Source organism: Actinoplanes sp. NPDC051537 (assembly GCF_055586105.1).
Genome location: NZ_JBVJIU010000002.1, coordinates 132308 through 156728 on the forward strand (window position 1 = coordinate 132308; position 24421 = coordinate 156728).

Here is a 24421-nt window from a genome sequence, read left to right on the forward strand (position 1 = left end):
CACTCGCGGTGCTCGGCCTCGGCGCCCAAAACAGCCACCCCGCCACGTCCTCTTTGCCCCGGTTGGCCGGAGGCGGCACCATCCCCGGCCCCGCCCCCGGGGAGGTCGCCACCGGCGAGGACAACCCGAACGCCGTCGCCGGGGACGGCAGCGCCGCGCGCCGCGCCCGCCTGCACGCCGCCGCCCAGTGCATCCGGCAGCACGGTGCGCAGGCCTACCAGGACCCGGTGCTCACCGACGACGGCTACGTCTACACCGACGCGGTCTCGCTCCGCCAGTTCGACGAACCCCAGCTGGAAGCCATCCAGACGGCCTGCCACGACCTCATCCACGCGGCGAACTTCTCGATCCGCGACCAGGGGCCGCCGCCCACGGCGCTGATCCGGGCCGGCGTCAAGTCGGCCCAGTGCATGCGGGAGCACGGCCTGCCCAACCTGAAGGACCCGACCGTGAACACCAACTTCACGCCGGGCAAGGGGTTCGGCGTCGACCCGGACTCGCTGCCGCCCGGGGGCAAGGAGAACCCGATCCTGCGGCGCGCCGTGGAGGCCTGCCGCAGCGTCCTCGACCAGGAGACGCAGGCGTCGAGTCTCGGGAACCTCGGCCATGCGTAGGCGGGCCGTGCTGAGCGGCGCCACGGCCGCCGCGGTCGTCGCGGCCACCGGCGGCTGGTGGTGGCTGCGGGACACGCCGGGCGAGACGGCCGTGGCCGCGGTGCCGACCGGATCGGCCACCGTGACCCGCACCGACCTGTCGACCGTCACGACCGTCTCCGGAACGCTCGGCTATTCCGGCGGATACGACGTCTACTGGCCGGGGCCGCCCGGCACGGTCACCTGGCTGCCGCAGACCGGCCAGGTGATCGGTCGCGGCCAGCCGATCGTCGCGGTCGACAACCGGCCGGTGCGCCTGTTCTACGGCGACCGGCCCGCGTGGCGGTCGCTGCGGCTCGGCGTCACCGCCGGACCGGACGTACGCGCGACGCAGGCCAACCTCGTCGCGCTCGGCTACGCCTCGCGGTCGACGCTGACCGTCGACGGCCACTTCACCGGCGCCACCGCGGCCGCCCTGCGGCGCTGGCAGCGCGCCACCCACCAGACCGTCACCGGCGCGCTGGAGCTCGGCGCCGTCACGTTCCAGCCCGGTCGGCTGCGGGTCACCACCGTCGCCGTCCGGCGCGGCAGCCAGGCCGGCGGCGGGCTCCTGATGTCCGGCACGTCGACGACGGTCGTGGTCAACCTGGCCGTGCCGGTGACCGACAGCCACCTGGTCCACCTGCGCGACGCGGTCACGGTCACGCTCCCCGACGGCAGCAAGGCGCCGGGGCGGGTGACCGAGCTGTCCACGGTGGCGACGGCGCCCACCGAGAACGACCCCGGGCGCGGCGGCAGCCAGCTCCCCTCGGTGTCGGCCCGGGTCACGCTCGCCCGCCCGGTCACCGGCGCGTCCCTCGACGAGGCGCCGGTCCAGGTCGACGTCACCGCCGCATCGGTGAAGAACGTCCTCGCGGTGCCGATCACGGCGCTGGTCGCGCTGGCCGAGGGCGGCTACGGCGTGTACCTGCTCGACGGCGGCCGCCGCCTCGTCGGCGTCACCCCCGGCCTGTTCACCGACACGCTCGTGCAGGTCACGGGCGACGGCCTCGGCGAGGGCGCGAAGGTGGAGGTGCCGGCGACATGAGCACCGCCGCCCTGGAACTGTCGGACGTGAGCAAGATCTACCCGCCGCCGGCCCGGGTCGCCGCGCTGACCGGCATCGACCTGGTCGTCGGCGCCGGCGAGTCGGTGGCCGTGACCGGGGAGTCGGGCGCCGGGAAGTCGACGCTGCTGAGCATTCTCGGCACGCTCGAGCGGCCCACCGGCGGCGTCGTGCGCATCGCCGGCACCGACACCTCGACCCTCTCCGACGCCGGCCTGTCCGAGGTGCGCGCCACCCGGCTCGGCTTCGTCTTCCAGCAGTTCTTCCTCCTCGAGCACCTGAGCGTGCTCGACAACGTGGCGACCGGCCTGCTCTATCGGGGGGTGCCGGCGCGGATCCGGCGCGAGCGAGCGGCCGAGGTGCTGTACGAGGTGGGCCTCGCCCAGCGGATCGGGCACCGCGCCGGGCAGCTCTCCGGCGGGGAACGGCAGCGGGTCGCCATCGCCCGGGCGATCGTCGGGCGGCCCGCGCTGCTGCTGGCCGACGAGCCGACCGGCAACCTCGACTCGGCCACCGGCGCCGGGATCACCGAGCTGCTGTCCGGCCTGGCCGGCGAGCACACCACCGTCGTCCTGATCACCCACAACCACGACGTGGCCGCGGCGATGAGCCGGCGGGTGCATCTGCGGGACGGCCGCATCGTCGCCGACGAACGGGGGAACCACTGATGGCCGCACGCCTGCGCGTCCCCGACGCGATCACCCTGGCCACGGTCGGCCTGCGGGCCCGGCGCGTACGGACCGCCCTGTCCGCGCTCGGCATCGCGATCGCCGTCGCCGCCGTGGTCGCCGTGCTCGGCATCGCCCAGTCGGCGAAGGCCGAGCTGCTCACCCAGCTCGGCGAGCAGGGGAACCTGCTGACCGTCGCCTCGGCCGAATCGGTCAACGGCCGGGTCACGCCGCTGCCGGCGACCGCCGAGCCGATGATCGCGCGCATCCCGCCGGTGCGGACCGTCACCGCGGTCGGCTCGGTCGAGGGCGTCACCGTGCGGCGCAGCCGGGTGATCCCGGACGAGCAGAGCGGCGGCATGAACGTGCTCGCCGCCCAGCCGTCCCTGCCCGCCGCGATGTCCACCCGGGTCCTGCTCGGCCACTACCTGGACGCCACCGCCGAGCACTACCCGGTCACCGTCCTCGGCTACGAGGCCGCGAAGATCCTGGGCATCGGTACGCTCGACGCGCCGACCCAGGTGCTGCTGGGCAACCACTACTTCACCGTCATCGGGGTGCTCGCGCCGGTCGCCGTCGCCCCCGAGATCGACGTCGCGGCGCTGATCAGTTTCGGGCAGGCGGCGCGTGTCTTCGACCGGGAGGCCGGGCCCAGCCGGATCTATCTGCGCACCGACCCCGACCAGGTGGCCGACGTCGCGGCGGTGCTCACCGCCACGACCGTGCCGGACGGGCACAGCGACGTGCAGGTACGCCGGCCGTCCGACATCCTGCTCGGCCGGATCGCGGCCAAGGGCGCCTTCGTCGGGCTCTTCCTCGGACTCGGTGGCGTCGCGCTGCTGATCGCCGGCGTCGGCATCGCCAACATCATGGTGATCTCGGTGCTCGAACGCCGCGGCGAGATCGGCCTGCGCCGCGCCCTCGGCGCCCGCCGGCGGCACGTGGCCGGCCAGTTCCTGCTCGAGTCGACGCTGCTGGCCGCGATCGGCGGGGTGCTCGGCGTCGCCCTCGGCGTCCTCGCCACCGCGGTCGCGGCCCATCTCGGCGGCAACCCGGTCGCGATACCACCGCAGGGCATCGCCGCGGGCCTGGGCGCGGCGCTGCTGGTCGGCGCCCTGGCCGGCCTCTACCCGGCGGCGCGGGCGGCCCGCCTGTCCCCGGTCGAAGCGCTGCGAACGCTGTGAGGACGTAGGTTGGGGGCATGGAATACCGCACGCTCGGGCGCAGCGGCTGCGCCGTCTCCGCGCTCTGTCTCGGCACCATGACCTTCGGCAACGAGTCCGACGAGAAGACCTCGCACGCCCAGCTCGACATGTTCGCCGAGGCCGGCGGCACCTTCGTGGACACCGCGGACGTCTACTCGGCCGGCGAGTCGGAAAGCATCATCGGCCGCTGGCTGGCCGCCCGGCCGGCCGGCGTCACCGACGCGATCGTGCTCGCCACCAAGGGCCGCTTCCCGACGGCGGCCGACCCCAACGGCGCCGGCCTGTCCGCCCGGCACCTGACCCGGGCGCTGGACGCCTCGCTGACCCGGCTCGGCGTCGAGGTGATCGACCTCTACCAGGCGCACGCGTGGGACCCGGTCACGCCGCTCGAGGAGACGCTGCGCACGTTCGACGGCTTCGTCCGGGCCGGGAAGATCCGCTACTACGGCTTCTCCAACTTCACCGGCTGGCAGCTGACCAAGGCGGTCCTGCTGGCCCGGTCGCTCGGCCTGGCCGGCCCGGTCAGCCTCCAGCCGCAGTACAGCCTGCTGGTCCGCGAGATCGAGTACGAGATCGTGCCGGCCGCGCTCGACGCCGGCCTCGGCCTGCTGCCGTGGAGCCCGCTCGGCGGCGGCTATCTGAGCGGCAAGTACCGGCGCGATCAGCGCCCGACCGGCGCGACCCGGCTCGGCGACAACCCCCAGCGCGGGATGGAGGCCTGGGACCGGCGCGGCACCGACCGTACGTGGGATGTGGTCGACGCCGTCCAGCGCATCGCCGACGCGCGCGGCACCTCCATGGCCGAGGTCGCGCTCGCGTGGGTGACCGACCGCCCCGGCGTAACTTCGACGATCCTGGGCGCCCGCACCACCGAGCAGCTCGAGGCCAACCTGCGCGCGGCCGGCCTGCACCTCACCGACGAGGAGACGGCGGCCCTCGACGAGGCGAGCGACCTGCACCCGACCGACTACCCGTACGGACCGCTCGGCATCGACCAGCGCGGCCGGTCCCTCAGTTGACGCTGCTCCCCCACCCCGGCGGCGTCTGGCAGATCGCGACCTTCCGGCTCGCCGGCGGCGCGGTCCGTCTGGTGTCCGCCGGGCCGGAGGGCGCGCGGGCCTGGGATCCGGTCACCGGCGCCCAGACGGCGGCGTTCGACGGTCTGACGCTCGCGTCGAACGGCCTCGCGGTGTGCCATCCCGCCGGTCGCGATCCGGTCCTGGCGGTGGCCACCGACGCCGGGCTGGAGTGGTTCGACGCCATCACCGGCGCGTCCTGCTTCGGCCCGACGACCGACGACACCATCTGGGGCCTGGCCACCGGCGGCCGCGACGTGTTGTACGGCGCGGGCTATGCCGGCCCGTTTCCGGTGCACCGGTGGGACATGGCGACCGGCGCGATGCTGGCCGACCTCGGCGCCCACGACGACCACATCGTGGCCGTCACGGCCGGCACTGACGTGGTCGCGACGGGCGGCTGGGCGGGAACGATCCAGCGGTGGGATCCGGCCACCGGCAAGCCTCTCGGCGAGCCGCTCGCAGGTCACGACGACGGCATCGTGCTGGACATCGACAGCGCCGCGCTGGGCGACGGCCGGCTGCTGCTGGCGTCGGCCGACTCGACGGGGCTGGTGTGCCGCTGGGACGCCGCCACGGGCGAGCCGATCGGCACGCCGATCCAGGCGCACGACACCCCCGCGTCGGTGCTTTTCGTCGACGGTCCGCATTTGCTGACCGCCGACGCCGGTGGGACCGTGATCCGGCGCTGGGACGCGCTGACCGGGCGGCTGCTGGGCGAGCTCGGCGAGGGCTCGAGCCCGGTGCTGTTCGACATGGACGGCGCCACGATGATCGCGGCCGGCAGCCCGGACGGCCTGCTGATCCGGAAATTCGAGACCCGGTGAGCGCCTACGTCGAGTTCTTCGCGGCCGCGCACGCGCGCGGCCCCGGTTCCGGTTTCGCCACCATGCCTACTGCTGGGTGAGCGGCTGACGGTCACCCTTTCAGGCCGGTGTGTGCCAGGCCCTCGATGAACTGGCGCTGGGCGATCACGAAGACGATCAGGACCGGGATCGCGGTCATCGAGGCGGCGGACAGCTGCACGTTCCAGAGCGGGCCCTGATAGGGATCGGAGAACTGGGTCAGGGCCTGGGGCAGCGTGAACATCGACCGGCTGGAGAGGTAGACGATCGGTTCCAGGTAGAGGTTCCAGCTGGTCAGGAACGTGAAGATGGCCACCGCGCCGAGGGCGGGGCGGGCCAGGGGCAGCGCGATGCGGCGGAAGATGGCGGGCCGGCCGAGGCCGTCCATGCGGGCCGCCTCCTCGAGCTCGACCGGCAGCGTCACGAAGAACTGCCGCATGATGAAGGTGGCCAGCACGCTGGGGGCGCCCAGCATCGGAACCAGGATCAGCGGCCAGTGGGTGTTGACCAGGCCGAGCGCGTTGAAGATGCGGAACAGCGGGACGATCGTCACCTCGCTCGGGATCAGCAGGCCGCTCAGGACGACGAGGAACAGCACGTTCTGGCCCCGGAAGCGGATGCGCGCGAACGCGTACCCGGCCATGGAAGCCACCACCAGCGTGCCGAGGGTGACCACCACGGCGATGTACGCGCTGTTGAAGTACTGCCGGGCGAACGGCTGCATGGTGAACACGTCGTGCCAGGCCGCGAACGAGATGTGCCGGGGCCAGAGACCGCGCCCGAAGATGTCGGCGTTCGGCTTCAGCGAGCTCGTCACCATCCACCAGGTCGGAAAGACGAACGGCACGCAGAGCACGAGCAGGATCCCGTACGCGAAAGTCTTAGCTCTCATGGAAGACCCATCTCTTGCGAAGCTGCCATTGGGCGATGGTCAGCACCAGCACGATCAGGAACAGCAGCACCGACAGGGTGGCGCCGTAGCCGAACGCGTGGAACTGGAACGCCTGCTGGTACAGGTAGTAGACGAGCACCGTGGTCGACGTGCCCGGGCCGCCCTCGGTGAGGACCGCGATCTGCGCGAAGACCTGCAGCGAGCCGACCACCGTGATGACCGAGGTGAGCAGGATCGTCGGGCTGATCAGCGGGAGCGTGATGCGGCGGAAGACCGTCCACGCCCCGGCCCCGTCGGTCCGGGCCGCCTCGTAGAGCGAGACCGGCACGCCCTGCAGCGCGGCCAGGAACAGCACCATGTTGAGCCCGACGTTCTTGAGCACCTGCACCACGACGACCGCCGCCATCGCGGTGCCGCCGGAGCGCAGCCAGTTCGGGCCGTCGATGCCGGCCAGCCGCAGGAACGCGTTGATGCCGCCGTTGTCCTGCAGCATGAACCGCCACACGATCGTCCAGGCGACCAGCGACACCACGACCGGCGAGAAGAACAGCACCCGGAAGAACGTGGTGCCGCGCAGCTTCTGGTTGAGCAGCACGGCCAGCAGCAGCGCCAGCGTCAGGTTGACCACCACCAGCCCGGCCGAGAAGAACGCCGTGGCCCGCAGCACCTTCGGCACGTTGGGGTCGTCGAGCAGCTGGCGGTAGTTGTCGGCGCCGCTGAAGGTGAACGTGTTCGCGAGCACGTTCCACTCGTGCAGGCTGTACCAGAAGACCAGCACGAGGGGAACGAGCACGAACGCGACGGTTCCGATCAACTGCGGGGCGATGAAGGCGTACGCGGTGAGCTTGTCCCGCCGTCGCAAGGTCCAAAAACTCATAGCAGCGGCTGGATCGCCGCGCACACACCCTTGAGCACGCCCGGCACGTCGGCGTCCGCCTTCCACATCGGGTCGAGCGCCGAGCGTACGGCCTGACTGATCTGGGCGTTGTTCGCGTGGCTCGGCTTGACCACCCCGGACGAGATCCCGTCGATCACGACGGACTGGAGCTGGTCGGCGCTCAGCAGCGGGTTCGACTTGGCCAGGGTGTCGGCGGTGAGCTGCGGCGTGCGCGGCGGCGGGAAGAACGCGGCGAGCTTGGCCGAGTTGGCGTCGCTGGTGAAGAACTTCAGGAACTCCTTGGCCGCGTCGGCGTGCTTGCCCTGCTTCAGCACGCCGAGGCCGCCCTGGCCGATCACCGCGTACCTGCCGGTCGGCCCGGCCGGAAGCGGAACCAGGTTCCACTTGAACTTGGCGTCCTTGAGCAGCGACGCCCGGGAGATCTGGGTGATGGTCATCGTGGACTCGCCGGCGAAGAAGTCGGCGGCCACGCCCGGCCCGGGAACGGCCTTCTTGTCGAAGATGGCCTGGTGGATGAAGGTCATCGCGTCGATCATCGGTTGCTGGTCGAAGCCGCACGTCTTGCCGTCGGCCGACCACGCCTCGGCGCCCCAGCCGTCGAAGATCGGCGCGAGGTTGGTCCAGTCCTTGTAGTCGAAGTCGCGCGGCACCAGGCCCTGCTTGCCGGTCTTGGCCGCGGTGGCCGACGCCACGCCGATCGCGTTGTCCCACGTCCAGTCCGCGCCGGCCGGCAGCTTCTGGCCGGCCCGCTTCAGCATGTCGGTGTTGACGAAAACCCCGAAGGGCGAGGTCGAGAAGGGGTACGCGATGAGCTTGCCGTCCTGCTTCCAGAGGGCGGTCGCGCTCGGGGCCAGCTCCGACGGGTTCTCGATCGAGTCGTCGAGCGGGACGAGCGCGCCGGAGGACACGAAGTCGGGCGCCGAGCCCTCCAGGATCCAGGCCAGGTCGGGCACGTTCCCGCCGGCGATCTGGGTGGTCAGCGTCGTCGTGTACGTGTCGATCGGCAGCGCGTCGAACTGAACGGTCACGTCGGGGTGGGTCTGCTTGTACTCGGCCGCGATGTCGGTGAACAGCTTCACGTGCGCCGCGTTCGACGACCACGTGGTCATCCGCAGCGTGACCGGGCCGTCGTCGCTTCCGCCGCTGCCGCCGCCACAGGCCGCGACCGTACCGAGGAGGGCTATGGCGGCAGTGGCCGCTTTCCATTTCATGGGGAGAGTCCTTTCAGTAGCCACTGACGTCGGGCCAGCGCAGCTCGACGCCGTCTGCGGACAGGCGTTCCTGGAAGTCGGCCAGCAGGGCCGGGGTGTGCCGGACCACGCGCGGGAGGACGCCGCGGTCCAGGCAGAAGGCGGCGAGCGCGCCCGCCACCTCGCCCGTGTTCCACTCGACCGGATGGAGCCGATGGGATCCGTTGGTGATGTGGGTGGTGCCGATGTTCTTGCCGGCCGGCAGCAGGTTCTCGACCCGTTGCGGCAGCAGCGCGCCGAGCGGGATCTCGAACGGGCAGGAGCCGACGTCGATGTAGTTGTCCCCGCCGGTCGACGGGTGCAGATCGATGCGGTACATGCCGACGCCGATCGAGTCGGCGTGCGAGACCGCGCCCTTGTCGCCGCGGACCTCCAGCGAGAGGTCCTGCTCGACGACGGTGTACTCGGCGCGGATGCGGCGGCCTTCCCGGATGTACGGGGCCATGGCCAGCCCGTCGCCGCCGCCGCCCGTCACATCGCCGCGCAGCCGCAACCCGCGGAACCCGGTGCCGCCATCGGCCCGGGGCGCCTCGGTCTGCAGCCAGTAGAGGACGGAGCGGGAGAGGTCCCGGGCCTTCTCGATGTGGGTCGCGGCGTCGGGCACGTCGACGATCGGGGCCTCGAAGTAATCGATCATCGGCCAGTTGACCAGGCAGATGTCGCTGACGTAGAAGCCCGGCTCGAAGTTCCGCCGAGCGGCTATCCTCCGAAATGTCCATAAGTTTCCGTCGCCCGGGTTTCGGCGCTGGTCGGCCTGAACCAGCCACGGGTCGTCGTCGGGGTTGGGGGTGAACGAGCGCGTGGACATCTTGAGCGTGCGCGGGTTCGGCGTCTGCCAGGACAGCATCTTGGCGCCCCAGAACGAGGGCTGATAGTCGCGCCAGAAGCCGTAGGACGCCGGCCGGTCGATGGTGTGGTCGCCGTCCACGTGGTCGACCGCGAAGCAGACCGAGAAGGCCTGCATGTTCATCGGATCGCCGTCCGCCGGCGCGCTCGGCTCCCCGGTCTCGCCCTGCGACTCGAAGCCGGTGACGTACTCGGTGCCGGTCAGCGGCAGGAGCTCGCCGGTCTCGGTGGCGTCCAGGATGTACGGACCAGTCAGCACTCGTTCGCCGCCGCTCGTCCGCACGGTCACGGACGTCACGCGGTCGCCGTCCGTTTCCGCCTCGACCGGGATCGCGGGCTGGATGATGGTCAGGCGCCCCGCGGCTCGATAGGGCGCCAGCATCTCCTCGATCACCGCTACCGCGACTCGGGGCTCGTGGCAGAGGCGGCTGACGTGCCCGGCTCCGGGATTGAGCCAGCGATCGTTTTGTGCCCGATTTGTCAAAGGAAAATGCGATTTATAGTACGCGCGGATGCCGTCCCGCAACGCCCGGTAACTCGCCGTGACCCCGAACTGCTCGACCCAGCTGTGCTCGTCCGGCGGCACCGCCTGGCTGGTCAGCTGACCGCCGAGCCACGCGTACTCCTCGGTCAGCAGCACCGACCGCCCGGCCCGCAGCGCCGCCAGCGCGGCCGCCACCCCGCCCAGGCCGCCGCCGATGACGACGACGTCCGCGTGCAGCTCACGCACCGGCCACCGCCAGCGTCGTACCGGCCACCGGCTCGCACGGCAGGATCCGCTGGGTGATCACGTCGCCCTGGCCCTCCAGCAGCGCGGTCAGCACCTCGACCGCCTGCCAGCCCATCTCCCGCCGGGGAATCCGGAAGCCGGTGAAGTCGATGTCGGTCGCGGCCGGCCGGGTCGGGTCGCCCAGCGCCACGAACGACAGGTCCTCCGGCACCCGCAGGCCGCGCTCGGCGGCCTGCCGGGCCAGCGCGACCCCGTCGGCGAACTCCTCCACGAACACACAGGTCCTCTCGTCGACGGTGATGGCGTCCAGGTCGGGCGCCGGCAGGTGCCGGCCCTCGACCCCGGCCTCGGTGACGGCGGCGGTGAAGCCCCGGAAGCGGTCGGCGTGCGACTCCGGGCCGGCCGCGCCCTCCCCCACGTAGACGAGCCGGCGGTGCCCGCGCTCGACCGCCGCGCGCACCTGGGCGGCCGTCGCCCCCGGGTAGTCGGCGCCGACGTAGGGCACCGGGCCGCCGGCGTCGTCACGGCGGCCGACGCTGACGAACGCCGGCCCCTCGGCGACCAGCCGGGCCAGCTCGGCCGGGTCGAGCCACTGGCCGAGCAGGATGCAGCCGTCGGCCAGCCGCAGCCGGTGGTCCTGATGGAAGATGCGGCGCCGCCCGTCGACCACCGGGGCGCTGGTGAACAGCAGCAGATCGCAGCCCCGCCGCTCGGCGCACTCCTCGATGCCGACCAGGAACGGGTGGTAGAAGTCCCCGGTCCCGGCCGGGAAGACCGACTCGTAGGTGAAGACGCCGAGAATCCGGTTGTGCCCGGCAGCCAGCCGCCGCGCGATCGGGTCGGCCACATATCCCGTACGGCGAATGGCTTCGAGAACCCGCTCCCGAGTCTCGGGCGCGATGCGCACGTCGCCGTCGTCCCGCCCGTTGAGCACCAGCGAGACCGTCGCCTGGCTGACCCCGGTCATCCGGGCAATGTCCTGCTGGGTCACGCGTCGCGCCACCGGACCCCCTGGTTTTCCTGTGCTGATACGCATTAGCTCGGTGTGGCTCACATGGTGTGGTCGCGCCGAGCATGAAGTCAAGGACTAATAGGTATTAGCACCGAACTAATTCGCATTAGCACGAGGCCGCGCGCATTGCCGACAGCGTGCGGGGGTGCGAAGGCGTAGCGTCACGGGCACCCTTCACATGGGAGGCCTCCGATGAGGCTCACCGTGGCACAGCTCAAACCGTGGATCGTGACCGCCGCCGTGGTGCTGGTGATCCTGGTCGTCGGCGGCACCTACCTGGCTCGACTCACCCTGCGCGATCAGCAGACCGCGACTCCGCCGGTCGCTTCGGCCTCGTCGCCCGCGGACGAGACGACCCTGTCGACCGGGGAGACGTCCGCCGCCTCGCCCTCGCCCGGCGACTCGCCCACCGCTACAACGGCGGGCTCGCATCCTCCCGCAACGACCGGACCGGCCTCGCCCACAGCCGGCCATCCCACAACCGCAGCCGGCTCCCCTACCACCAGCCCGGCCTCGCCGTCAGCCAGCGCCTCCAGCTCGTCGAGCGTGCTGGTGGCCGGACCGACCATCGACAACTACTTTCCGGACTCCTCGGGATGCCATGTCTTCTGGATAAGGGTGCCGGAACCCGGCGTCACCGTGGCGAAGCGGAAGTTCGCGGCCGGGGAGACCCCACCGCCGGACGGAACGGATGCTGACGTTCACCCCATGCGCGTGGAGTACGTCGGCTGCAAGGTCTACTACCCGGGCCCGGGGTATCCACCGGCCGACGACGGATGCGAGAAGGGATCCGTGATCTCGGAGAAGATGGGTTGCGGAGTGCGCGTAGCCCTCAGCGGACCGACACGGCTGGGCACCTACACCGGAACGCTCGAGTTCGAACTGTCGCTGCTCTGCACCGAACCGAAGACGTCACCATGTGACGACATCACCTCCTCGCAGCCGCCGTCGACCGAGCATCCGATCACCGTCCACTGGCCGGTGGCCTGCGCGATCAAGCTCCACACCGACAACGGCTACTACGCCGACTCGACCATTGCGTGCGACCTTGCCCGGCAATGAGCAGCAGCCGGGCTGGGCGGCGCGGCTGGAAAAGCTGGCCGCCCTGCTGCCGCCCGTCACGGTGATCACTGCGACGCTTCTGTGGTACGGCTACGTCGCGACCCGCGCGCGATTCCTCTACTTCGGCGTCTACCTGGATCTGACCGGCCTCTCCAATCAGCAGCTGCTGATGTACGGCGCGGAGACCACATATCCGGTCGCGGCGCTGTTGCTGCTCGCCACCCTCGCGGTACTCGGCGTCCATCTGTACGCCCGCCGCGTGCTCACCTCGCCGCGCCCCCGCCGCCTGCTTCCGCCGGCAGCGGTCGCCGCCACCATCGGTTTGCTGCTCGTGGCCCGGGCCCTGATCGGCATGCTCCAGCCGGCTGTTGCCGCCGCCGAGACACCCGGCGTCACGCCGCTGTCGCTCACCGCCGGCGCACCCCTCATCGTCTACGCCGCCTGGCTCGCCCGCCGAGTTGCCGTGCGCGACGCCGAACCGGAGTCGTGGTTCGGAGCGGACATCGTCGTGCGTACCGAGCGCATGCTGATCGTGGTCGCCTTCGGCGTGCTGCTCATCGGACTGCTGTGGGCCGCCAACAGCTTCGCCTGGGCCTATGGCACGGGCCGCGCCCAGGATGAATCGCGCGCGCTGGTTCGACGTCCGGAGATCGTGCTGTTCACCGAGGATCCCCTCCCCACCGTGCCGCCGGGAGTCACCCACTCCGATCTCGGTCCGGACGTCAAGGCCCGGCACGCGTACCGCGGCCTGCGGCTGTTGCTGCAGTCTGGCGACCGCCTGTTCCTGGTTCCGGCCGAGTGGACCGCAGAGTCGAGCACCTTGGTGATTCCGTACGACGAAGGCGTCCGCGTCCAACTGCTGCAGCCGCGTGGGGGGTAACGCTGTAACCCCTTTCCGGGGCCGCGGCGGGCATAACGTCGGGGCATGACCCCAGAACTCGTGCTCAACAACGGCGTCACGATGCCCGCGCTCGGCCTCGGCGTCTTCCAAAGCCCGCCCGAGGAGACCGCGGCCGCGGTGGAAGCGGCGCTGCGGATCGGGTATCGGCATGTCGACACGGCGGCCGCCTACGGCAACGAGCGGCAGGTGGGCGAGGGCATCCGGCGGGCCGGCGTCGACCCCGGCGACGTCTTCATCGAGACCAAGGTGTGGGTCAGCGACTACGGCTACGACGAGACGCTGCACGCCTTCGACAAGGCGACCCGCAAGCTCGGCGTCGAGCGGCTCGACCTGCTCATCCTGCACCAGCCGGCGCCGGACCGGTTCGAGCGCACCGTCGACGCGTACCGGGCGCTGGAGACGTTGCTCGGGGACGGGCGGGTGCGGGCGATCGGCGTCAGCAACTTCATGCGTCATCACCTCGACGAGCTGCTCGCCCGCACCGACGTGGTGCCGGCCGTCAACCAGATCGAGCTCCACCCGTACTTCAGCCAGCCCGACGTGCAGAAGGCCGACACCGAGCACGGGATCCTCACCCAGGCGTGGTCACCGATCGGGGGCATCACGTTCTACCCGGGCTGGGGCGAGGACCGCCGCAACGTGCTCGAGGACCCGGCCATCGGCGCGATCGCCGGCGAGCACGGCAGGACCGCGGCGCAGGTGATGCTGCGCTGGCAGATTCAGCACGGCCGCTCGGCCATCCCGAAATCCACCAACCCGGGCCGGATCGCCGAGAACTTCGACGTCTTCGGCTTCGCGCTCACCGACCAGCAGATGGCCCGGATCGACGGCCTGGATCTCGGGGTGCGCAACGGCCCCGACCCGGAGGCGACCCGCGACATCTTCGACCGGGTCATCCCGGAGGACTGACCGGGCCGGTTGCCTCTAGCATCTGATGGATGCGGGGGGACTTCCAGGACGATCTTGCCAGGGTGACCAGCTCCCTGGTCACCATGGCCAAGGCCGCGCGCGAGGCGATGCGGCAGGCCAGCGCCGCGCTGCTCACCGCCGACCACACGCTCGCGCAGCAGGTCACGGTGCGGGACGCCGAGATCGACGTGCTGTACCGGGTCGTCGACGACCGGGTATTCGACCTCATCGCCGGCCGGCAGCCGGTCGGCGCCGACCTGCGGATGGCGCTGACCGCGTTGCAGGCGGCCGCCGACCTCGAGCGCATGGGCGACCTGGCCGCGCACGTCGCCCGGGCCACCCTGCGCCGGCACCCGGTGCCCGCCGTCGCGCCCGAGCTGGCCGCCCTCTTCCGGGCGATGAGCGGGGTGGCCGACGAGCTGGCCGCCAAGATCGTGTCGGCGCTGGCCGACCGGGACGGCGAGGTGGCCGCCCGCCTCGACAGCGACGACGACGCCATGGACCGCCTGCACCGCCGGCTGTTCGAGGTCATGCTCAGCCCGGAGTGGCCGCTGGGCGTCGAGGCCGCCGTCGACGGCGCGCTGCTGGGCCGCTACTACGAGCGGTTCGCCGACCACGCCGTCAACGTCGGCCATCACGTCCTGCTGCTGGTGGGCGCGAAGACCGACTAGCCGCGTCCTTCGGGGCGGACGGTGAAGACGCCCATCATGCCCATGTCCTCGTGCTCCAGGTTGTGGCAGTGGAAGACGTACCGGCCCGGGTGGTCGGTGAACCGCACGAGGATGCTCGCCTGCTCGGCCGGGCGCAGGTCGACGGTGTCCTTCGGGCCATGGTCGTACGCGCCGGGGCCGCCGATGCCGCGCGACAGCACCCGGAACGAGGCCAGATGCAGGTGGATCGGGTGGTGGAAGTCCGAGCTCAGCCGCCAGATCTCGGTGTCGCCGAGCCGGGGCGTCGCATGGGAGCGGGCCGGGTCGAACGCCTCGCCGTTGATCGTCCAGCCCGGCATCCCGTGCACCGTGCCGCGCCGGAACCGCAGGTCGCGGGTCACTGCCACCGGTCCGACCGGCGGCATGGCAGCGGCGAGCCGGTCGGGCACCCGGCTGGGGTCGGCGCCGGCGGCATGGACGCGGAACCGCATGACCGGCGTGGTGGTGCGGTCGCCGAACTCGTTGCGGAGGGTCACCTCGTCGCCGGGGCGGTAGCGGCCGAAGTCCACCACCACGTCGAACCGCTCGGCCGGGGCGATCTCCAGCGCGTCGTGCCGGATCGGGTTCTCCAGCAGGCCGCCGTCGGCGCCGATCTGCACGAGGGCGCCGGGCGGGTCGAGGCTCAGCCGGTAGCGGCGCGCGTTCGAGGCGTTGAGCAGCCGCAGCCGGTGCCGGCCCGCGGGCACGTCGGCGATCGGCCAGGGCACCCCGTTCACCAAGATCACATCACCGAGCACACCGGGCCCGTACGGCGCCCGCACGCCCGGAACGCCGAGCAGTGACGGGTCGAGGCTGGGGTAGCGCAGCGATCCGTCGGCGTCGAAGGACCGGCCGGTGATCATGACGGGCAGGTCGCGGTCGCCGGCCGGCAGTCCCAGCCTCGCCTCGGCCGGATCGGTGACCAGGTGGAAGCCGGCGAGCCCCCGCCAGACCGCGGGACCGGTGAAGTCCATCCGGTGGTCGTGGTACCAGAGCGTGGCGGCCGGCTGCCGCATCGGATAGACGTAGTCGCGACTGCCGTGGGTCATCGCGCCGTCCATCAGCGGCATCGCACCGGTCCAGCCGGCCGGGTAGAGCAGGTCGGTCGGGAAGCCGTCCTCGGTGGACGGCGTGTGGCCGCCGTGCAGATGCACCACGACCGGGACCGGCAGCTCGTTGCGATGGGTCACGACGGTCCGCCGGCCGCGCACCGATGAGATGGTGGGCCCCGGGAACCGGCCCTCGTAGCCCCAGATCGGCGTGCGCACCCCGGGCAGGATCTCGGCCGTCGCGGCCCGCTGGGTGATCCGGTAGTAATCGCCGGTCGCGTCGCTGCGCACCGGTGGCAGGACCGGCGGCACCCGGAAGGGCAGCGTGAACGGCGCGGGGAGGGCGATGCGGCTGGGCAGCAGCTCGCCGGTCGACGAGGAACCGCGTACGCCCGCAAGTAAGGGAACCCCCACCAGCGCGGCCGCCCCGGTGGCCGAGAGACCGCCCAGCAGGCGGCGACGGCTCAGGCTCACGACCGCTCCCCCGCCGGGCGGTAACGCCACGACCAGGCGGCCAGCAGCAGGCCGCCCAGGATGATCAGCACGCCGAGCGGGATGTGCAGGGCGAGAACCCGGCGGAAGCCGAGAACGATCTGGAGGGCGATCAGCCCGAACAGCCCCAGGAACGCGGCGAGCGGCCAGATCGGGCCCCGGCCCGGCCACCGGATCAGCGCGGCGGCGACCCCGGCCAGCAGCACCGCGATGCCGGCGACGGTCGCGTTCTCCCGGTGCGTGTGCAGGGCCGGGAACGTGCCGGCGAGGAACTGACCGGCGAAGACGGCCTGGTCGAAGAGGAGAAGGGCGGCCGCCGAGGCGGTGATGCGGCCGCTGGGCATCGACGGCCGCCTGTTCGGCGTGCTCGCGACGCTGGGCCGGCTCGGGCCGTCGACCCAGGCCCGGCTGGTCGCCGAGCTCGACGGCGACAAATCGACGATGATGCGTACGGTCGACGAGCTCGAGGAGATGGGGCTGGCCGTGCGGCAGGCGGTTCCCGGCGACCGCCGCGCCCGGGCCGTGGCGCTCACCGACGAGGGCCGGTCGCGGCTGGCCGCCGCCCGGGTGACGGCCGACCGCGTCGCGGGCGAGCTGTTCGCCGGCATGCCCGACGCCGACCGCCGCGCGCTGCGCGACCTGCTGGCGGCGTTCGTGCGCACCCTGCCGTAGCCGCGCGCGGCGCGACCTGCTGGCGGCATGCGTGCGCACCCTGCCCGTAGCCGCGCGCGGCAGTTCTTACGATCCGGGGGCGAGGTCCTTACGAGCCGCGAAACGGCGGCCGTGGCGGCGTTTTTCGCGGCCAGGATGGCGGAGGCACTGACCACGACATCCGTGAGGAGCAGTCATGAGAACCACCATCCGGGGCGCGGGAATCGCCGGGTTCGCGCTGGCGGTGACGGCGCTGGCGGCCGCACCCGCCGCCGCGAACGGCCGGACCGCGGGCGGCGACGGCGCGGTCTTCGCGCTGACCGACAACCTTTCGGCGAACACGGTCGCCGCCTTCGACCGCGGCCGCGACGGCGCCCTCCGGCCGGCCGGGGTCTACCGCACCGGCGGGCTCGGCGGTCAGCTCGACGGCTCGGTCGTCGACCACACCGCGTCGCAGGGCGCGCTGGCGCTGGACCGCGACGCCGGGCTGCTGTACGCGGTGAACGCGGGCAGCGACACGATCACCGTCTTCGACGTGCACGGCGACCGGCTCGACCGGCGGCAGGTCGTCCCGTCCGGCGGCGCGTTCCCGGTGAGCGTCGCCGTGCACGGCAACCTCGTCTACGTGCTCAACGCCCGCGACGGCGGCTCGATCCAGGGCTACCTGCGCGTCGGCCGCACCCTGGTACGCGTGCCGGCGTGGCACCGCAAGCTGGGGCTCGACCCGGCGGCGGCGCCCGAGTTCACCCACTCGCCGGGGCAGGTCGCGTTCACCCCGGACGGGTCGCGCCTGCTCGTCACGACCAAGGCCGGCAGCAACGCGATCGACGTGTTCGCCGTCGACCGGCGGCGCGGGCCGTCGGCGCGGCCGGTGGTGACCACGGTGCCGGGCGCGGTGCCGTTCGCCGTCGCGTTCGACGCCGCCGGCCACCCGCTGGTCGCCGAGGCCGGGCCGAACGCGGTGGCGTCCTTCCGCCTCAACCGGGACGACACGCTCACTCCGGTCGCGACCGCGGCGACCGGGCAGGCCGCGACCTGCTGGATCGTCGTCGCGAACGGCCGGGCGTACGCGGGCAACGCCGGCAGCGGCACGCTCTCCGGCTACGCGGCCGGGCGGTCCGGCGAGCTGCGGCCGCTGGGCGACTTCGCCACCGGGGCCGGCCAGGTCGACGTGGCGGCCACCCCGGACGGGCGCTACCTCTACGCGCAGACCGGCGCCGAGGGGCACCTGGTGACGCTGCGGGTGGGCGCGGACGGCAAGCTCACCAAGCTCGGCGAGATCGCCGTGCCGGGAGCGGCCGGCGGCGAGGGCGTCGTCGCGTCCTGACCCGCGACGCCGGACGGCGGCCGCCCGCGCGCCGAGCGGACGGCCGCCGTCACGCGCAAAGGGCGGCCGCCGTCACGAGCGGAGGGCGCCCGCCGTCACGAGCGGACGAGCACCGCCCGGGTGTAGAGCAGATCGAAGCCGGCCCGCTGCACGTTGCGCTGGGAGCGGGTGCCGGGCCCGGTGGTGACCACCGCGATGTCGCAACCGGCGGCGCGGGCGTCGGCGAGGCGGGCGGCCAGCAGGGCCGACTGCACCCCACGCCGCCGGTGGGCGGGCAGCGTGGCCGCGCCGACGAATTGGGCGACGCCGCCGGGCGCCACGCGGAAGGCCGCCCCGCCGACCGGCACGCCGTCGCGCCAGCACAGATAGCGGGACGCGGTGGCCGCCTGGATCCGCTCGGCCTCCTCCAGCGCCGCCCGGTCGAAATGCTCGTGCGAGGCGAGGCCCTCGGTGTCCTCCGCCAGAAACGCCTCCACCACGACGTCGAGCCAGGCCTGCAGCTCGGGGTCGCGGCGCACGTCGGCGGGACAGGCCGGAACGTCGGTCAGCCACCGGCCGAGCACGTTCTCGTAGGACACCAGCCGGTAGCCCAGCCCGGTCAGCAGGGCGCCGATCTCGGGGTCGCCCAGCACGGACAGCTCGACCTGCACGGGGCAGCCGACATCCGCGTACGCCCGCTCGATGTCTTCGAAGGAAGGCACCCCATCGAAGCCGAGCCCGGCCACCTTGTTGAACGGCGAGCCGTCCCCCGCGAAGGCCGCCACTCCCCCGGCGACGGGAAGCGCGAACCCGCGCGGCCCGGCGCAGGCGGCCATGAACGACGCCTCGGCCCGCTCGATGCGCGCGGCCAGCGCGGTGTCGCAGAACAGAGACGCCACGAGGGCCGACGCTAGGCGCGCCGGCCCTCGTGTGCAATCAGCGAGCTACTCGGTGACCTCGAAGGGCTGCGCGACCCTGGTCGCCGAGGTGGTGCCGGAAAGGGTGACGCTGGTGGCGCCCGGTGTGGCCGCGCCCGGGACGCTCACCGTCTCGCCCGAGAGGACGCCGTCGGCGTTCGCCCGCAGGGTTGTGGTGGTGAGGCCGGCGCCGAAGGTGCCGGTCACGGTCTCGTTCGGGGCGAAGCCGGTGCCGTCGACGGTGATGGCCGTGCCGCGCGGGCCCGACTCGACCGACAACGTCGCCTGCGGGTGGTACGCCGGCGCGGCCACCGGCGGGGCCGGACGAACCACACTCACCGTGGCCGAGGCCGTCGCCGCCTTGGCCACCGTCACGGTGAGGGTGGCCGTGCTGCTCGACCGGGTGTCCCAGGCCGTGACGTGCACCGTGTAGGTGCCGGGCTGGGCGTAGGTGTGCGTCCCGCCGATCGCCCCGGACGAGGAGACCGTGGCGTCCGCGGTGACCGTGCCGTCACCCCACTGCACGCGGGCGCCAGCGGCGGAGGAGGACACCGTGCCGAGGTCGGCGGCGAGCGGCTGCCCGGCGGTGGCCGTCTGGTCGGCGGCCGCGGTCAGCGTGAGATCGGCGTGCGGCGTGCCGTCGTCGGCCACGGCGAACACGTGGATCCGGCCGATCGAGCCGGGGTCACCGGTCTGCGCCGGCAGGGTCACCGAGACGAGCGTCTTGCCCGCCGGGATCTGGTACGGCGCGGTGGCGAACAGGAACGGCTGGGCGCTGTCCTTGTCCGCGCCGTGCAGCCGGTACGCCGACCTGGCCACGACGATGTTGCCGTAGGAGGGCGTGCCGTTCGGGTTGCCGCCCAGCGTCCAGTCGCTCTGCTGGATCGGGATCGAGGCAGTGCTGCCGTCGCTGAACGTCGCCGTGCCGGTCGTGCTCTGGTTGCCCTGGGTGCCGGCGCCGATGAACGAGATGGCCTTGGCGTCGGCGGGCAGGTCGAGCGCGATCGTCTTGCCGTTGCCGCTCGCGTTGTCCGGCTGCCCGGCCGGGATCGCCGGAAGAACGAACTGAAGAGCGGTTCCCGGTACGGCCATCCGCTTGCCCTGGGTCACACCGGCCGCCTGGAGAGCGGCCCGCGAGTAGGCCCACGTCTTCGCGTCGCAGTTCACCCCGAGCACGCCGTCGTCACCGATGCAGACGGTGTCGAAGGCCGCGGTGAGCCCGTTCTCCGGTGCGTAGGACACGTCGACGCCGACCGTGGCGGAATCCTGGCTGGTTCCGTCGGTCACCGTCACCGAGGCCTGATAGAAGCCCGGTTTCGCGTACGTGTGGGAGCCGCTCACGCCGTAGACGGCACGCGAGCTGAGGGCCGTCGTCCCGGCGGTCGGCGCCGAGCCGTCACCCCAGTTGATCGTGGCCTGGTAGCCGCTCGCCGTGCCGCCGGTGACGCTGGCCAGCGGAACCGACACCGCCACGCCCGACCGGGCCGGCACGCTCGCCGCGCCCGACACGGTGACCGCGCCGCCGCCGAGCTGGACGTCCCCGCCCGCCAGCAGCTCGATCTCGGCCAGGTTCGCCTGCTCGGCCCCGGCGGTCTTGGTGACGACCAGCCGGTACTGCTGGAAGCGCCCCGGCCGGTCGATCCGGAACGGCCGGGTCTGGTTGCGCCACGCGAACGTCTCGCCGCCGCGGGAGTCCACCGTGGTCCAGGTGATCCCGTCGCGCGAGCCCTGCAGCTTCCAGTCGGCCGGATCGCCGGCCGCCGCCCCGGAGGTGAGCGTGTAATAGGTCGGCGCCTGCTTGCCACCCCGGTACGCCCAGGTGATCTGCGGCGTCGCCGACGTGAACGTCATCTGGGTCGAGGACGAGTCGTCGAACAGCTTGGCCGCGTCCTGCCCGCCGGTCGCGGTGGCGGTGCCGAGGCCGGGGCCGGTGGTGTCCTGCAACGGCTTCGGCACCTCGTTGCCCTTGGTGAGCGACGAAGGCGCGTCGTTCCTGCCGGTGCCCCACGAGGACGGGTTCGGGCCCATCCGGAACTCGATCGTGCCGCCGCAGGTCAGCACGGAGGAGTCGATCGACACCCCGTGCTGGGTCCGTCCGTTGACCGTGACGCTCTGGACGTACACATTCCTGGTGCTGTTGTTCGTCGCCTTCAAGACGATGTCACCGCTCTTGCGATGCACCGTCATCTGGCTGAACTGCGGCGAGCCGATGACCCAGCCGTCCGAGCCGTTCTGCAGGGGGTAGAGGCCCAGCGAGCTGAGGATGTACCAGGACGACATCTCGCCGTTGTCCTCGTCGCCGAGGTAGCCCTGCCCGATCTCGCTGCCGACGGAGAGCCGCTGCATGATCTCGCGCACGATGGCCTGCGTCTTGGCCGGGGCGCCCGCGTAGTCGTACATGTAGGGGATGTGGTGCGACGGCTGGTTGCTCATGCCGAGCTGGCCGAGCCGGACGGCGCGCGCCTCCAGCATCTCGTGGATCGTGCCGCCGTACCCGCCGGGGTGGTCCGCCTTCTCCGGCGTCGCGAAGAACTGGTCGAGCTTCTTCTTCAGCTCGTCCCGTCCGCCGTAGAGGTTGGCCAGGCCCTGACCGTCGTGCTGGGCGGTGAACGCGTAGTTCCAGCCGTCGGTCTCGGTGTAGACGCCGCCCCAGTCCAGCGGGTTGCCGTTCAGGAACGTGCCGGCCGCGTCCCGGCCCTGGAAGAACCCGGTCTTGGAGTCGAACAGGTTGACGTAGTTGCGGGCCCGCTCGAGGAAGTACTGCGACTCCTCCTTGAGCTGGGCGCGCCGGGCCTTGGGGGTGGCCGGGTCCTTGGCCAGCGCCGCGCCCATGTTGCCGATGCCGTAGTCGTTGATGAAGCCCTCGAGCGCCCACGACACCGACTCGCCGGTGGTGGTCGGCGTGTAGCCGAGGAACAGCGCGGTCTCGATGCCCTTGCGGCCCACGGCGCTGCGCCCGGAGGCGACCGTCGCGTCCTTGACCGCGGCGTCGTAGGCCGCGAGCGGGTCGGGCAGCTTGACCCCGTTGAGGTACGCCTCGGCCAGCGCCACGTCGGCGCTGGTGCCGGTCATCAGGTCGGCGTAGCCGGGCGACGACCAGCGGGCGATCCAGCCGCCGTCGCGGTACTGCTGAACGAAGCCGTCGGCGATCTTGGCGGCGATGTCCGGGTACAGCAGCGAGTAGGCCGGCCACACGGTGCGGTAGGTGTCCCAGAACCCATTGTTGACGTAGATCTGGCCGTCGACGAGCTTGGCGCCGGTCGTGGTCGCGGTCGACGTCCCGGTCGCCGGGGACACCGGCGAGGCGTACTGCCAATGCGGCTTGGCCGCGGTGCCGGTGTTCTCCGACTGCGAGTTCGGGTAGAGGTTCAGCCGGTACAGGTTGGAGTAGAGCGTGACCAGCTGGGTCTCGGTCGCGCCCTTCACCTCGACCCGGCCCAGGCGGTCCTTCCAGGCCGCGGTCGCCGCCGCGTGCACCTGGTCGAGGCTCTTGCCGGTGACCTCCAGGTCCAGGTTGCGCCTGGCCTGGTCGAGCGAGATGAACGAGGTGGCGAACCGCAGGGTCACCGCGGCGGCGTCGAAGGTGGCCGAGGTCGCGGTCGTGGTGGTCGGGGCACTGTCGAACGAGCCGGCGAAGAACATCCGGCTCCGGCCGGCGGACAGGCCGCTGCCGTTGTCGACCCAGCCGGTGGCCGTGCCGTCGGCGCCGATGGTGAAGGTGCCGTTGCGGAACACCAGGCTGTTGCCGGTCGCCGACGGGAAGCCGAACTGCATCACGCCGCCGTGGTCGGTCGGCGACATCTGCGCGGTCTGGCCGTTCTGCAGCCTCACGCTGTAGAAGTCGGGCCGGGCGATCTCGTCGTCGTGGCGGAACGCGAGCGGCTGGCCGCCCGGCATGATCGACATCTGGTTGCGGTCGCCCATCCACGGGCTGGGCTCGTGCGAGATCGCGAGGCCCTGCAACTCGGGCAGGTTGGCCGCGTTGTTGTCGCGCTGGTAGACGTACTCCCACGAGTCCGAGCCCGCGTCGGTGACCGGCGTCAGGAAGTTGAAGCCGTTCGGCACCGCCGCGATCGGCAGGTTGTTGCCGCGGGAGAACGAGCCGGACGCGTTGGTGCCGCGCCGCGTGTCGACGTAGTTGGTGAGCGTCCGTCCGTCGATCGCGGCCGGCGTGCCGGTCACCGTGAGATCGTCGATCCAGCCCTGGAAGCGGGTGGCGGCGGTGGCTCCGGGGTTGTCGTAGGCGAGCAGGATGCGGTCGATCGTCTTGCCGTTGGCCACCGCGCCGAGGTCGGCCTGCACGGCGTTCCACTCGTCGGCGAACAGCACTTTGGACGCGCCCTGGCCGGCCGCCGTCAGCGGGTAGCCGTGCTGGTCGACCGGCGACCGCCGGCTGAGGTAGCTGCCGTCGGTGAAGTGCAGGTCGATGGCGGCGTACGTCGACGGGTACTGCAGGTCCTCGCCGGTGAGCTCGGGGAAGATCTTGTACGCCAGCCGGGACTTCGGCCCGACCGGGATGCTCACGTCGAACAGCTTGTCGGTGGCGTAGGAGCGCCCGTCGGCCTCGGCGCCGCCGGCGTACCGCAGCGAGGCGACCCCGGTGAACCCGGCGCTGGGCAGCATGTTGGCGCCGCGCACGGGACCGGAGCCGACCACGCCGACCATCGGGGTGGCCGGCGGCCGCACGTCGGTGCCGTCGCTGATGTCCCAGTCGGCGAGCTGGATGATCGAGTCGCCGGAATTGGCCGTGACGTTGAGACGGTAATAGGCGTACGCGGTCGCGTTGGTGAAGGTGTAGGTGTTGGTCGCGAACCGTCCCCCGAAGCTCTGCCCGGTGCGGCTGTCCAGGTCGGTCCACGCCGAACCGTCGGCCGAGCCCTGGATCGTGAAGTCCTTGGGATCGCGGCCGGGAGCGTCGTTGGCCGAGGTCAGCGAGTACTTCACGACGGCGACCGGCGCCGACAGCCGGTAGGTGACCCAGCCGGTCGGGCTGAACGCCAGCCACTTGGTCGACGACTCGTTGTCGGTGAGCTTGACCGCGGTCTCGTTCGGCGCGTTCTCGGCGCTCGCGGTGACGGCGGTGACCCGGTCGAGCACGCTGCCGGGCAGGCCGGCGCGGAACGAGCCGGTCAGGTTGCCCTGCACCGGGTTGCCCTGGGCGTCGGTCTCGGCGGTGCTCGCCGCGGGTTGTGGTTCCGCGGTCTCGAACGAGGAGGTGAAGTCGCCGGGCCGGACCGCGGCGCTCGCCGCGGGCGGGGCGACCAGCAGTGCGGCCGGTATCAGCAGTGAGGCAGCGAGCGAGCCGCCGAACAACTTCATGCGCTA

At 72.1% G+C, this 24421-nt stretch carries 21 protein-coding genes; 12 read left to right on the plus strand and 9 right to left on the minus strand.

Translation table 11 applies throughout. From position 1 onward, the window contains the following. The 6 genes from ACZ6TB_RS04430 to ACZ6TB_RS04455 form a co-directional block, all read left to right on the plus strand. On the plus strand, window positions 1–614 hold a 614-nt coding region (locus tag ACZ6TB_RS04430), incomplete at its 5' end, for a hypothetical protein (protein ID WP_465550509.1). After that, window positions 607–1680: a peptidoglycan-binding protein gene (locus tag ACZ6TB_RS04435; RefSeq protein ID WP_465550511.1), complete on the plus strand. Its 1074-nt coding sequence runs from the start codon at window positions 607–609 to the stop codon at window positions 1678–1680. The genes ACZ6TB_RS04430 and ACZ6TB_RS04435, both read left to right, overlap by 8 nt. Next, a complete protein-coding gene (locus ACZ6TB_RS04440; protein WP_465550513.1) occupies window positions 1677–2366 on the plus strand; it encodes an ABC transporter ATP-binding protein in 690 nt (229 codons plus the stop codon). Before ACZ6TB_RS04435 ends, ACZ6TB_RS04440 begins: the two co-directional genes overlap by 4 nt. Then, window positions 2366–3550, plus strand: a complete 1185-nt coding sequence (locus ACZ6TB_RS04445) for an ABC transporter permease (RefSeq protein ID WP_465550515.1) — start codon at window positions 2366–2368, stop codon at window positions 3548–3550. The genes ACZ6TB_RS04440 and ACZ6TB_RS04445 overlap by 1 nt, the downstream gene beginning before the upstream one ends. 17 nt (window positions 3551–3567) lie before the next feature. After that, complete coding sequence (locus ACZ6TB_RS04450; protein WP_465550517.1) at window positions 3568–4590, plus strand: aldo/keto reductase; 1023 nt, start codon at window positions 3568–3570, stop codon at window positions 4588–4590. After that, on the plus strand, window positions 4587–5474 hold the full coding sequence (locus tag ACZ6TB_RS04455) for a WD40 repeat domain-containing protein (RefSeq protein ID WP_465550519.1): 888 nt from the start codon (window positions 4587–4589) through the stop codon (window positions 5472–5474). Before ACZ6TB_RS04450 ends, ACZ6TB_RS04455 begins: the two co-directional genes overlap by 4 nt. Window positions 5475–5565: 91 nt before the next feature. On the opposite strand, the gene ACZ6TB_RS04460 is transcribed toward ACZ6TB_RS04455, so the two are convergent. Genes ACZ6TB_RS04460 through ACZ6TB_RS04480 form a run of 5 tightly spaced genes read right to left on the minus strand, consistent with a single transcriptional unit; the run spans window position 5566 to window position 11111 of the window. Then, on the minus strand, window positions 5566–6384 hold the full coding sequence (locus ACZ6TB_RS04460) for a carbohydrate ABC transporter permease (RefSeq protein WP_465550521.1): 819 nt from the start codon (window positions 6382–6384) through the stop codon (window positions 5566–5568). Continuing rightward, complete coding sequence (locus ACZ6TB_RS04465) at window positions 6374–7246, minus strand: carbohydrate ABC transporter permease (RefSeq protein ID WP_465550523.1); 873 nt, start codon at window positions 7244–7246, stop codon at window positions 6374–6376. Before ACZ6TB_RS04465 ends, ACZ6TB_RS04460 begins: the two co-directional genes overlap by 11 nt. A gap of 11 nt (window positions 7247–7257) precedes the next feature. Then, the gene (locus ACZ6TB_RS04470) at window positions 7258–8493 is read right to left on the minus strand and encodes an ABC transporter substrate-binding protein (RefSeq protein ID WP_465550525.1); all 1236 of its coding nucleotides are present in this window, start codon (window positions 8491–8493) and stop codon (window positions 7258–7260) included. A 13-nt stretch (window positions 8494–8506) separates the two neighbouring features. Beyond that, a complete protein-coding gene (locus ACZ6TB_RS04475) occupies window positions 8507–10108 on the minus strand; it encodes an FAD-dependent oxidoreductase (protein WP_465550527.1) in 1602 nt (533 codons plus the stop codon). Further along, window positions 10101–11111 (minus strand): LacI family DNA-binding transcriptional regulator, encoded by a 1011-nt coding sequence (locus tag ACZ6TB_RS04480; protein WP_465550529.1) that lies wholly within the window; start codon window positions 11109–11111, stop codon window positions 10101–10103. The genes ACZ6TB_RS04475 and ACZ6TB_RS04480 overlap by 8 nt, the downstream gene beginning before the upstream one ends. A gap of 201 nt (window positions 11112–11312) precedes the next feature. On the opposite strand from ACZ6TB_RS04480, the gene ACZ6TB_RS04485 reads away from it, so the two are divergent. Genes ACZ6TB_RS04485 through phoU form a run of 4 tightly spaced genes read left to right on the plus strand, consistent with a single transcriptional unit; the run spans window position 11313 to window position 14663 of the window. Then, on the plus strand, window positions 11313–12182 hold the full coding sequence (locus ACZ6TB_RS04485) for a hypothetical protein (RefSeq protein WP_465550532.1): 870 nt from the start codon (window positions 11313–11315) through the stop codon (window positions 12180–12182). Then, entirely contained in the window at window positions 12169–13062 is an 894-nt protein-coding gene (locus tag ACZ6TB_RS04490; protein WP_465550534.1) for a hypothetical protein, read from the plus strand. Before ACZ6TB_RS04485 ends, ACZ6TB_RS04490 begins: the two co-directional genes overlap by 14 nt. 45 nt (window positions 13063–13107) lie before the next feature. Next, window positions 13108–13992: an aldo/keto reductase gene (locus ACZ6TB_RS04495; protein ID WP_465550536.1), complete on the plus strand. Its 885-nt coding sequence runs from the start codon at window positions 13108–13110 to the stop codon at window positions 13990–13992. 29 nt (window positions 13993–14021) lie between these two features. Next, window positions 14022–14663 (plus strand): phosphate signaling complex protein PhoU, encoded by a 642-nt coding sequence (gene phoU, locus ACZ6TB_RS04500; RefSeq protein WP_465550538.1) that lies wholly within the window; start codon window positions 14022–14024, stop codon window positions 14661–14663. Here the strand turns inward: phoU and ACZ6TB_RS04505 are convergent. Both ACZ6TB_RS04505 and ACZ6TB_RS04510 read right to left on the minus strand, forming a co-directional pair. Further along, a complete protein-coding gene (locus ACZ6TB_RS04505) occupies window positions 14660–16204 on the minus strand; it encodes a multicopper oxidase family protein (RefSeq protein ID WP_465550540.1) in 1545 nt (514 codons plus the stop codon). The two genes, phoU and ACZ6TB_RS04505, sit on opposite strands and share 4 nt — an antisense overlap. Next, on the minus strand, window positions 16201–16566 hold the full coding sequence (locus ACZ6TB_RS04510) for a hypothetical protein (RefSeq protein WP_465550542.1): 366 nt from the start codon (window positions 16564–16566) through the stop codon (window positions 16201–16203). Before ACZ6TB_RS04510 ends, ACZ6TB_RS04505 begins: the two co-directional genes overlap by 4 nt. Between ACZ6TB_RS04510 and ACZ6TB_RS04515 the strand changes: the two genes are divergently transcribed. Together ACZ6TB_RS04515 and ACZ6TB_RS04520 are read left to right on the plus strand one after the other, a co-directional pair. Beyond that, window positions 16550–16894, plus strand: a complete 345-nt coding sequence (locus ACZ6TB_RS04515) for a MarR family winged helix-turn-helix transcriptional regulator (protein WP_465550544.1) — start codon at window positions 16550–16552, stop codon at window positions 16892–16894. The two genes, ACZ6TB_RS04510 and ACZ6TB_RS04515, sit on opposite strands and share 17 nt — an antisense overlap. Window positions 16895–17069: 175 nt before the next feature. Further along, window positions 17070–18200, plus strand: coding sequence for a lactonase family protein (locus tag ACZ6TB_RS04520; protein WP_465550546.1), 1131 nt, complete (start codon window positions 17070–17072; stop codon window positions 18198–18200). A 95-nt stretch (window positions 18201–18295) separates the two neighbouring features. Here ACZ6TB_RS04520 and ACZ6TB_RS04525 read toward each other — a convergent pair whose 3' ends face one another. Further along, window positions 18296–19078 carry a GNAT family N-acetyltransferase gene (locus tag ACZ6TB_RS04525; RefSeq protein ID WP_465550548.1) on the minus strand — a complete coding sequence of 261 codons (783 nt, stop codon included), beginning with the start codon at window positions 19076–19078 and terminating at the stop codon, window positions 18296–18298. Between the two features lie 45 nt (window positions 19079–19123). Further along, the gene (locus ACZ6TB_RS04530; protein WP_465550550.1) at window positions 19124–24415 is read right to left on the minus strand and encodes a GH92 family glycosyl hydrolase; all 5292 of its coding nucleotides are present in this window, start codon (window positions 24413–24415) and stop codon (window positions 19124–19126) included. Window positions 24416–24421 lie beyond the last annotated feature (6 nt).

Coding starts and splice junctions, on each gene's coding strand:
- ACZ6TB_RS04435 (WP_465550511.1), top strand. CDS start 607: ATGCGTAGGCGGGCCGTGCTGAGCGGCGCCACGGCCGCCGCGGTCGTC.
- ACZ6TB_RS04440 (WP_465550513.1), top strand. CDS start 1,677: ATGAGCACCGCCGCCCTGGAACTGTCGGACGTGAGCAAGATCTACCCG.
- ACZ6TB_RS04445 (WP_465550515.1), top strand. CDS start 2,366: ATGGCCGCACGCCTGCGCGTCCCCGACGCGATCACCCTGGCCACGGTC.
- ACZ6TB_RS04450 (WP_465550517.1), top strand. CDS start 3,568: ATGGAATACCGCACGCTCGGGCGCAGCGGCTGCGCCGTCTCCGCGCTC.
- ACZ6TB_RS04460 (WP_465550521.1), bottom strand. CDS start 6,384: ATGAGAGCTAAGACTTTCGCGTACGGGATCCTGCTCGTGCTCTGCGTG.
- ACZ6TB_RS04470 (WP_465550525.1), bottom strand. CDS start 8,493: ATGAAATGGAAAGCGGCCACTGCCGCCATAGCCCTCCTCGGTACGGTC.
- ACZ6TB_RS04485 (WP_465550532.1), top strand. CDS start 11,313: ATGAGGCTCACCGTGGCACAGCTCAAACCGTGGATCGTGACCGCCGCC.
- ACZ6TB_RS04495 (WP_465550536.1), top strand. CDS start 13,108: ATGACCCCAGAACTCGTGCTCAACAACGGCGTCACGATGCCCGCGCTC.
- phoU (WP_465550538.1), top strand. CDS start 14,022: ATGCGGGGGGACTTCCAGGACGATCTTGCCAGGGTGACCAGCTCCCTG.
- ACZ6TB_RS04515 (WP_465550544.1), top strand. CDS start 16,550: ATGCGGCCGCTGGGCATCGACGGCCGCCTGTTCGGCGTGCTCGCGACG.
- ACZ6TB_RS04510 (WP_465550542.1), bottom strand. CDS start 16,566: ATGCCCAGCGGCCGCATCACCGCCTCGGCGGCCGCCCTTCTCCTCTTC.
- ACZ6TB_RS04520 (WP_465550546.1), top strand. CDS start 17,070: ATGAGAACCACCATCCGGGGCGCGGGAATCGCCGGGTTCGCGCTGGCG.
- ACZ6TB_RS04530 (WP_465550550.1), bottom strand. CDS start 24,415: ATGAAGTTGTTCGGCGGCTCGCTCGCTGCCTCACTGCTGATACCGGCC.